At 71.5% G+C, this 8226-nt stretch carries 6 protein-coding genes; 3 read left to right on the forward strand and 3 right to left on the reverse strand.

Going from position 1 to position 8226, the window contains the following annotated elements; genetic code table 11:
• Window positions 1–11: 11 nt before the first annotated feature.
• Genes ETD85_RS38390 through ETD85_RS38400 form a run of 3 tightly spaced genes read right to left on the reverse strand, consistent with a single transcriptional unit; the run spans window position 12 to window position 3231 of the window.
• Window positions 12–1193: a DUF4350 domain-containing protein gene (locus ETD85_RS38390; RefSeq protein ID WP_138694741.1), complete on the reverse strand. Its 1182-nt coding sequence runs from the start codon at window positions 1191–1193 to the stop codon at window positions 12–14.
• Window positions 1190–1954: a DUF4129 domain-containing protein gene (locus ETD85_RS38395; RefSeq protein ID WP_240779699.1), complete on the reverse strand. Its 765-nt coding sequence runs from the start codon at window positions 1952–1954 to the stop codon at window positions 1190–1192. Before ETD85_RS38395 ends, ETD85_RS38390 begins: the two co-directional genes overlap by 4 nt.
• Window positions 1951–3231, reverse strand: coding sequence for a DUF7847 domain-containing protein (locus ETD85_RS38400; protein WP_240779700.1), 1281 nt, complete (start codon window positions 3229–3231; stop codon window positions 1951–1953). Before ETD85_RS38400 ends, ETD85_RS38395 begins: the two co-directional genes overlap by 4 nt.
• Before the next feature lie 269 nt (window positions 3232–3500).
• Between ETD85_RS38400 and mtrA the strand changes: the two genes are divergently transcribed.
• The 3 genes from mtrA to ETD85_RS38415 are packed head-to-tail and all read left to right on the forward strand — an operon-like array spanning window position 3501 to window position 7677.
• Window positions 3501–4178 carry an MtrAB system response regulator MtrA gene (mtrA, locus tag ETD85_RS38405; RefSeq protein ID WP_043620615.1) on the forward strand — a complete coding sequence of 226 codons (678 nt, stop codon included), beginning with the start codon at window positions 3501–3503 and terminating at the stop codon, window positions 4176–4178.
• 18 nt (window positions 4179–4196) lie between these two features.
• Window positions 4197–5948: an MtrAB system histidine kinase MtrB gene (gene mtrB, locus ETD85_RS38410; RefSeq protein WP_138694742.1), complete on the forward strand. Its 1752-nt coding sequence runs from the start codon at window positions 4197–4199 to the stop codon at window positions 5946–5948.
• Entirely contained in the window at window positions 5935–7677 is a 1743-nt protein-coding gene (locus ETD85_RS38415; RefSeq protein ID WP_138694743.1) for an LpqB family beta-propeller domain-containing protein, read from the forward strand. The genes mtrB and ETD85_RS38415 overlap by 14 nt, the downstream gene beginning before the upstream one ends.
• Window positions 7678–8226: the final 549 nt, after the last annotated feature.

The raw sequence follows: 8226 nt of genomic DNA on the forward strand, positions 1-8226 counted from the left end.
GGTAAGTCTCCTCAGAGTTCACTGACCTGCCTTTCGATGAAGTCCAAGTATCCGGCCAACCCGACGAGCCCGCTGTCGTCCACCGGCGGCGGCCCGTACAGTGCCGCGCCGACCTGCTGGGGGTCCTGTCCGGTGCGGGCGGCCAGCGCCGCGACCACCTCGTGGGCCCCCGCGCCCGAGCCGAGCCCCAGCCTCGGCGTGAGGCGGTCGATCGTGCCCGCGCGCAGCGCCTCGGCCGCGCGCTGCCTGGCCCTCCTGGCCCGGTAGAGGCGGCCGCGCCCCTCCACCGTCTCGGCCGCGCGCACGATGACGGGCAGCTTCTCCGTCACCACGGGACCCAGGCGCCTGCCCCGCCAGAACGCGGTGACCGCCAGCGCGATGATCGCCATGTAGATGGTCCAGCGGATGCTGTCGGGCATCAGGTCGTACATGGACGCGCCGCGCTCGCCCGGCAGCTCGATCGCGGGCGGGTGCTGCGGGCGTACCAGCCAGGTGACGGCCTTGCCGGTGCCGATGAGGTTGAGCGCGAGCGCCGCGTTGCCGTCCTCGGCCAGGCGCATGTTGGTCATGAACGCGCCGTCGCCGACGACCGTCGTGACGCCGCCCGCGTTCGGATAGCTGATCAGGGAGTGCCCGTCGCCCGCCGGGTAGCAGGCCGAGGCTCCCTGCGGGCCGCGGAAGGCGACGCCGCCCATGTACGCGCTGCCCGCGGCCGTGGCGGCCGGGAGCGCGCACTCGGGCTCGCGCGAGCGCACCCGCGGGGCCATCGCCTCGCTGCGCACGCCGGGGGCCAGGACGTCGATGCCGAAGACGTCTCCGACGATCAGCCGGTCGCCGGGGACCCGGCTGAGCGCGTGCTGGTCGAAGTACGACATGTCGGTGATCACCGTCAGCCGGTTGCCGGTCATGGCCTTGGCGGCGGCGTCCTGGACGGAGTCGACCCTGTCGACCTGCACGCCGCGGGCGCGCAGCACCTCGGCCAGCGCTCTGGTGCCTGACAGTGAGGTGTCGTCGGGGTCGAGGTAGCGGGACTCGCCGCGCTGCGGGCCGATCAGGACGCCGACCACGGCGGCCAGCACGATGATGGCGCCGAGCAGCAGGATCAGCCGGCCGCCGCGCCAGGCCGAGCGCGCGGTGGGCGAGGTGGGGTGGGACCGGTCCGCGGCTTCCGCAGGCGGCGCGGCGACGCTCATGACCCTCCTCCGTCCGGGGCGGGCGCGGCGCCGACGCCGGCGGGCACCGCGGCGGCCAGCGGGACGGGCTTGGCCTGCCGGAGCCGCTCGTCGAGGCTGCTCATCGCCTCGTACGCCTCCCGCGTCCCGGCCACGCCGCCGTACGTGACGTCGTCGAACGAGCGGGCGGCGGCGCCCAGCTCGGCGGCGAAGCCGGGCATCGAGACCGCGGCCTCGGCGGCCAGCTCGTCGGCCGTCCGCCCGGGCATGCCGTCGACCAGCGCGCGTTCTTCCAGGTCACGGGCGATGGCGCGGAGGCGTTCCTGGACGGCCTGCGTCCACTGGCCTTCCGCGGCCAGCTGCTGGGCCAGCTCGCGATGCTCGGCCGCGCTCATCGCCCGCTCCCCGAACAGGCCGCCGGCCGCGCCCGCGCCCTTGCGCGCGGTCTTGCGGAGCTGCCACGAGATCAGCAGGATCACGCCCAGGACGATCGCCACGATCACCACGGCCGCGATCACCCCGCCGGCCGAGCCGCCGCCGGTGGCCGCGTCCAGCAGGTCGCCGAGGAACTGCATGATCCGCCGGTAGATCGCGTCGATCCACGGCTCCTTCTCGTAAGCCGGCTTGGCCAGCTCCTGGACGGCCTGACGCCCGGCCTCGTCCCGGCCGATCGGGGAGCCCAGCCACGATCCGGAGGCGAGCCACGGCCCGGCGCCGGGCGCGGACGACCAGGCGGACGACCAGGCGGAGGTCGCGGCGAGCGCGGCCATGACCACGCTCACGACCTCGCGGAGTTGGACGGGTGCCAGAGCTCGTCGGCCGAGGCGTGCACCCACCCCTGCCGCTGCTGCTCGATGGCGGCGGTCTGCAGGACCAGGTCGAACGCCTCGCTGCGCATGCGGCGGTCGGCGTAGAGGAGACCGGCGACCCCGGCTTCGAACGGATAGGTGAACATCGCCCCGAGCGTGCCGCCGATCGCGATCAATATGGCGGTCACGATGGTCGTGGCCGCCGAGCCGGCGCCGAACATGCCGAACAGCGTGCCCGCGAGCGTGAACGGCACCGACAGGATGCCCGCCACGAGCCCGACCAGCAGGGAGGTGAGCAGCAGGATGCCGAACACCCGCCAGAAGTCGCCGCTCACCAGGCTCCAGGAGCGCCGCATGGCGTCGACGGGACCGCGGCCCTCCAGGACCACGGCCGCGGAGGCGAAGGCGAAGCGCGTTCTGAAGAACAGGTAGTAGCAGATGTAGCCGATGACGAACAGGATCGTCAGCCCCGCCAGCCAGCCGAGGTCGCCGGACGAGGCGTTGAGCGACAGCGCCACGATGAGCAGCACGAAGACGATCACGGGCACCAGCATGATGACGGCCATCAGCCCGACGACCCCGAACAGCGCCGGGATCCGGGCCTTGACCAGCCGCCAGGCCTCGGCGGCCGTGATGTTGCCGCCGAAGACGGCCCGGCCGAGAATGCGGGTCAGCACGCCGGTCAGCAGGGTCACCACGACGAACTGGACCGCGTACGAGACCAGGCTGCCGCCGTACTGGGCGGCGACGCCGTACAGGCTGGTGAGGTCTCCCGAGGAGCTGCTGAAGCTCTCGGGGTCGTTGAGCGCGCTGCCCATGGTGTCGATCAGGAACGCCTGCCCGACGGCCAGCGGCACGGATGCGAGCAGGGCGGCCACGGCCGACAGGCCGAGCACGGCCTTCGGGTTGGACCTGATCAGTTTGATCGTGCCGTCGAGCATGTCGCCGAGCCCCAGCGGGCGCAGCGGGATGATCCCCGGCCGGAGCGCCGGCGGCGGCATGTAGCCGTATCCTGGCTGCTGCGGTGGATGGGGCGGATAGGGTGTTTGCGGCCCCGGCCCGTAGGGTGCCTGCTGTGGCGGAGCCAGCGGCGGCTGCTGTGGCTGCTGGCCGTACGGCTGTCCGTAGGGCACCTGCTCCGGCGTGCCCGGCGCGGTCCACGGCGAGGCCTGCGGGGCGCTGTAGGGCGGGGGCTGTTCGGCCGACCAGCCTGATGGCGTCTCGGGCGGGGGACCGTGACCGTCTGACATATCCCAATCCTGGCACGCTGGGCGGGGCGGTGGTGTCGCGGAGCGGATTCGCGACCTCATCTTGTCCGCATTCCCCGGCGAATCAGGTCAAGGTTCGCGTCCAGGGATGGCCGAAAGACGCTCTGTTACCGCAGACTGAGATTGCGGTCGCGGGGGCGGACCTAAAATTCGCCTTTTGTAGGGCTCAGGTCACACTCATGGGCTTGCCAAGGGTAACCTTCAGCGATCGTGCGGGTATGTCCCACAATGCGTAGAACGAATGAGGGGCCATGAAAGGTCGCGTGCTGGTCGTCGACGACGACGCCGCTCTCGCCGAGATGCTGGGGATCGTGCTGCGAGGGGAAGGCTTCGAGCCGTCATTTGTGTCCGACGGCGACAAGGCCCTCGATGCGTTCCGGGATACACGCCCGGACCTGGTTCTGCTCGACCTGATGCTGCCGGGGGCCGACGGCATCGATGTGGCGCGCAGGATCAGGGCTGAGTCGGGGGTGCCCATCGTCATGCTCACGGCCAAGAGCGACACGATCGACGTCGTGCTCGGGCTGGAGTCCGGCGCCGACGACTACATCGTCAAGCCGTTCAAGCCGAAGGAGCTGGTGGCGCGGGTGCGGGCGCGGCTGCGCCGCACCGACGAGCCGACGCCGGAGATCCTGCAGATCGGCGACATCACCATCGACGTGGCCGGCCACTCGGTCAAGCGGGGCGAGGAGACCATCAACCTCACGCCGCTCGAGTTCGACCTGCTCGTCGCGCTGGCCCGCAAGCCGCGCCAGGTGTTCACCCGCGAGGTCCTGCTGGAGCAGGTCTGGGGCTACCGGCACGCGGCCGACACGCGGCTGGTCAACGTGCACGTGCAGCGGCTCAGGGCCAAGATCGAGAAGGACCCCGAGCACCCCGAGATCGTCGTGACGGTCCGTGGCGTGGGCTACAAAGCCGGCCCGGCCTAGTCTTCGCCCCGCCCTGCCATGCCCCCGACGACGAAGAGGACCCGAGCTCGCCGACGGACATTCCGCCAGATACTCGGCGGCGTTCGTCGGCGGGTGCGTCGCGCGGCGGGCAAGGTGCGTCGCGTCTGGCGGCGCTCGCTCCAGCTCCAGGTCGTCACCAGCACGCTGGTGATCTCCGTGACCGTGGTGGTCGTGCTGGGCGCGTTCCTCTTCGACCAGATCAACAGGTCCGTCGTCAAGAGCAGCCAGGATTCCTCCGTCAGCGAGGCGTTCGCCGACCGCCTGCAGATCGCCGACGCGCTCGCGCTGGACACCGACGAGCAGAGCAAGGCCGCCGACAGCGGCAAGAAGGGCTCGCCCAACCCGCTCGACGAGGTCATGGACACCGTCACCGGGTCGGGCGAAGACGGCTCCAAGAAGCGCTACGACGTGCTGATACTCAACAGGACCGCCCCCGGCCAGTCGCGGGCGTCCGGCAGCGTCGTGCCCGCCAACGTGCCGTCGGCGCTCGGCGCGAACCTCAAGCGCAACGTGGACAAGTTCGAGTTCGGCAAGATCGTCGGCTCGATCGAGGAGATCACGTTCACCGGCCAGAGCCAGCCCATGCTGACCTACGTGGTCGGCGGCGTGGTCCACGTGCCGTCCACCGGCCAGAACTACGAGGTCTACCACTTCTTCCCGTTCGGCGAGGAAGAGGAGCTGCTGTCCAACGTCAGGCTCGCCATCGTCGTGGTGGGCCTCGGGCTGGTGCTGCTGCTGGCGGCGATCGCGTACCTGGTCACCCGGCAGGTCGTCTCGCCCGTACGGCTCGCGCGCCAGGCCGCCGAGCGGCTGGCCGCCGGCAAGCTCGACGAACGCCTCAAAGTGCGCGGTGAGGACGACCTGGCCCGGCTGGCGAACTCGTTCAACGAGATGGCCGCCAACCTGGCGCTGAAGATCCACCAGCTGGAGGAGCTGTCGCAGGTCCAGCGGCAGTTCGTCTCGGACGTGTCCCACGAGCTGCGCACGCCGCTGACCACCGTGCGGATGGCCGCCGACCTGCTCTACGACGCCCGCGAGGACTTCGACCCGATGGCCTCCCGCTCGGCCGAGCTCATGCAGGCGCAGCTGGAGCGGTTCGAGTCGATGCTGGCCGACCTGCTGGAGATCAGCCGCTACGACGCCGGGGCCGCCACGCTCGACCTCGACCCCGTGGACGTGCGCGAAGTGGTGCTGCGGGCGATCGGCGACTCCGAGGCGCTGGCCGAGCGGCACGCCACCCGCTTCGAGCTCAGGCTGCCGAACGAGCCCTGCATGGCCGAGATCGACAACCGCAGGGTCGAGCGGATCCTGCGCAACCTGCTGTTCAACGCCATCGAGCACGGCGAGGGCCGGGGCATCGTGGTCACCGTCGGAGCCGACCGGGACGCGGTGGCCGTCGCCGTGCGCGACCACGGGATCGGGCTGAAGGCGGGCGAGGACACGATGGTGTTCGACCGGTTCTGGCGGGCCGACCCGTCGCGGGCCAGGACCATCGGCGGCACCGGGCTCGGGCTGGCCATCTCGCGCGAGGACGCCACGCTGCACGGCGGCTGGCTCCAGGCTTGGGGGCAGCCGGGCGAGGGCTCGCAGTTCCGGCTGACGCTGCCCAGGTCGGCCGGGGCCGACCTGAAAGGCTCGCCGCTGTCGCTGGTGCCGCCCGAGATCGAGATGCGGCGCACCTGGCGCGGGGCCATGACGCCCGTGCTGCTGCCCGCTTCGGGAGACGGGGCCGGCCTTGACGACGACTAGGCGGCTCGGGGCCGCCGTGGCGATCGCGGCCGCCGTGGCCTGCGCGAGCAGCGGCTGCACGGTGATCCCGGTGAGCGGCCCGTACACCGTCAGCGAGGTCGGCCCCGGCGACCCCCTGACCAAGTCGTTCCAGCGCATGATCGCCATCCCGCCCGAGCCGACGTGGGGGCCGGACGAGACGATCAGGGGGCTGCAGGCCGCGATGGCCGCCTATCCCGACGACCCGACGATCCTGCCCCAATACCTGACCTCCGAGGCGCTGGGCAAGTGGAGCCCATCCGGGCCGGTCACGGTGATCGCGGACGCGTTCGAGGTGGTGTCGCAGGGGCCGCGCGACGACAGGGGAGCGGTGGAGAAGTACGAGGTCAAGGCGCAGTGGGTGGCGAGCATCAAGGAGGACGACTCCTACGCGCCCACCGCCGGCCCGTGGGATCGCCCGTTCGAGCTGGTGAAGGCCCAGGGCGGCGGCTACCGCGTCAGGAGCCTGCCCACCGGGCTGCTGCTGACCAACTCGGACGTGACGCGGGCCTACCGGCCGACGAACCTCTACTACATGAGCGGCATCTCGCAGGACAAGTTCGTCGTCGACCGCGTCCGCCTGCGGCTCAAGCCGACGGAGAGCTTCGCGCAGACCATACTCGAACGCCTGCTCAAGCCGGAGACCGCGGCCCTGGAGGGCGCGGTGACCACGAGCTTCCCGGCCGGCACCAAGATCGAGTCCATCCGGTGGTCCGGCGAGGAACGCGTCGTGATCAACCTGTCCGGCCCGCTCGACCCCCTCGACCTGAGCGTCGAGCACTCCCTTGCCGCCCAGATCAGGTACAGCCTCAGCCGGAACGAGGTCGCCAAGGGCCGTGTCATCGAGGTGCAGCTGGACGGGGAGCCGTACTTCGTCGACCGGCCCGAGAGCGACGAGGGCTGGCTGGACGACAGCGGCGACTCGGCCTACTACGTCAGCAAGGGCGCGGTCCACTACATGGGCAAGGACGGGCCGGCCGGCGTCGTGCCCGGACCGGCCGGGGAGCCGCACGACGGCTACTCGAACTACACGCTGTCCAAGGAGGGCAACAGCGCCCCCCTCGTCGCCGCGACGACCTCGACCGGCATCTCCGTGGCCGGGCTCACCCCGGAGGGGCAGTGGCAGGAGGTCATCCAGGGCACCGGTCTCACGCCGCCGTCGTGGCACGAGGACGGGTCGCTGTGGACGTACGACACCAAGAACGGGTTCCTGCTGCGGTACGACCCGGCCAGCGGGCGCGGGCCCGAGCGGGTCTCGGCGCCCAAGCTGCAGGGTCTGGACGTGACGCGGCTGAGGATCGCCAGGGACGGGGTCAGGGTGGCCGTGACCACCGGGAAGAACACCGTCCAGATCGGCGCGCTGACCCATGACGTGTCGGGGACCATGCTGGGGAACGTCCAGTCGCTGACCACGACCGAGGTGGACAGAGGGATCCTGGACGTGGCCTGGGCGGACGACGAGCACCTGCTCGTGCTCGCGGGCAGCAAGGCCGGGCAGACCCTCACCCAGATCAACGTGGGGGACGGGGAGACTGTCGGGATCCCGCTGGAGTACCAGCTGACGCGGCTGGCGGCGGCGGGGGGCCGGGTGCTGGCGGAGGCGACCGACACGAAGGATCGGACCAAGGTCGTGGAGCTGAACCAGGACCGGCAGAGCTGGACCGCCAAGATCGAGAAGGACGCCGGGACGCCGTTGTTCCCGTTGGGGTGATCGTGTCGCGCGTCCGGCCCGCTGGGGACGGGCTTCCTGCTTGCGGACCGGCCTCTTGGCTTGCGGACCGGTTTCCTGCTTGAGGACCCGGCTCCCTGCTTGCGGACCGGTTTCCTGCGGGACTGGTCTGGACCGGTCGCCCGGACCGGTCGCCCGGGCAGCCCTGGACGGGTCCGGGGACGGCCGGCCGGAGTCGAAGGGCGATCGGACCGGGCTGGGGATCGTCGGGCGAGCCCGGGGACGGTCGGACCAGCCCGGATCGTGAGCTGGGGCCGGGATGGTGAGGCGGGCCTGCGGCTCGTGAGCCGGGTCCGGGGATCGTCAGATGGGTCCGGGCCGCTCGGACGTGAGCTGGTCCGGGGTTCGTGAGACGAGTCCGGGGCCGTCGTCCGGGGTCGGGGATCGGGTCGGACGTGTGCCAGGGGACCAAGTCGGGCGGGTGCTGCGATCGAGCCAGGCGGGCGCCACGCGGTGAGGCCGGGCGGGCTCCACGAGATGGGGTCGGCGGCGCCAGGGAGGGCCGGATGGGCCCTACGAGATGGGGTCGGG

The sequence above is a fragment of the Nonomuraea zeae genome (genome assembly GCF_005889725.1).
In the GTDB taxonomy this organism is placed as follows: domain Bacteria; phylum Actinomycetota; class Actinomycetes; order Streptosporangiales; family Streptosporangiaceae; genus Nonomuraea; species Nonomuraea zeae.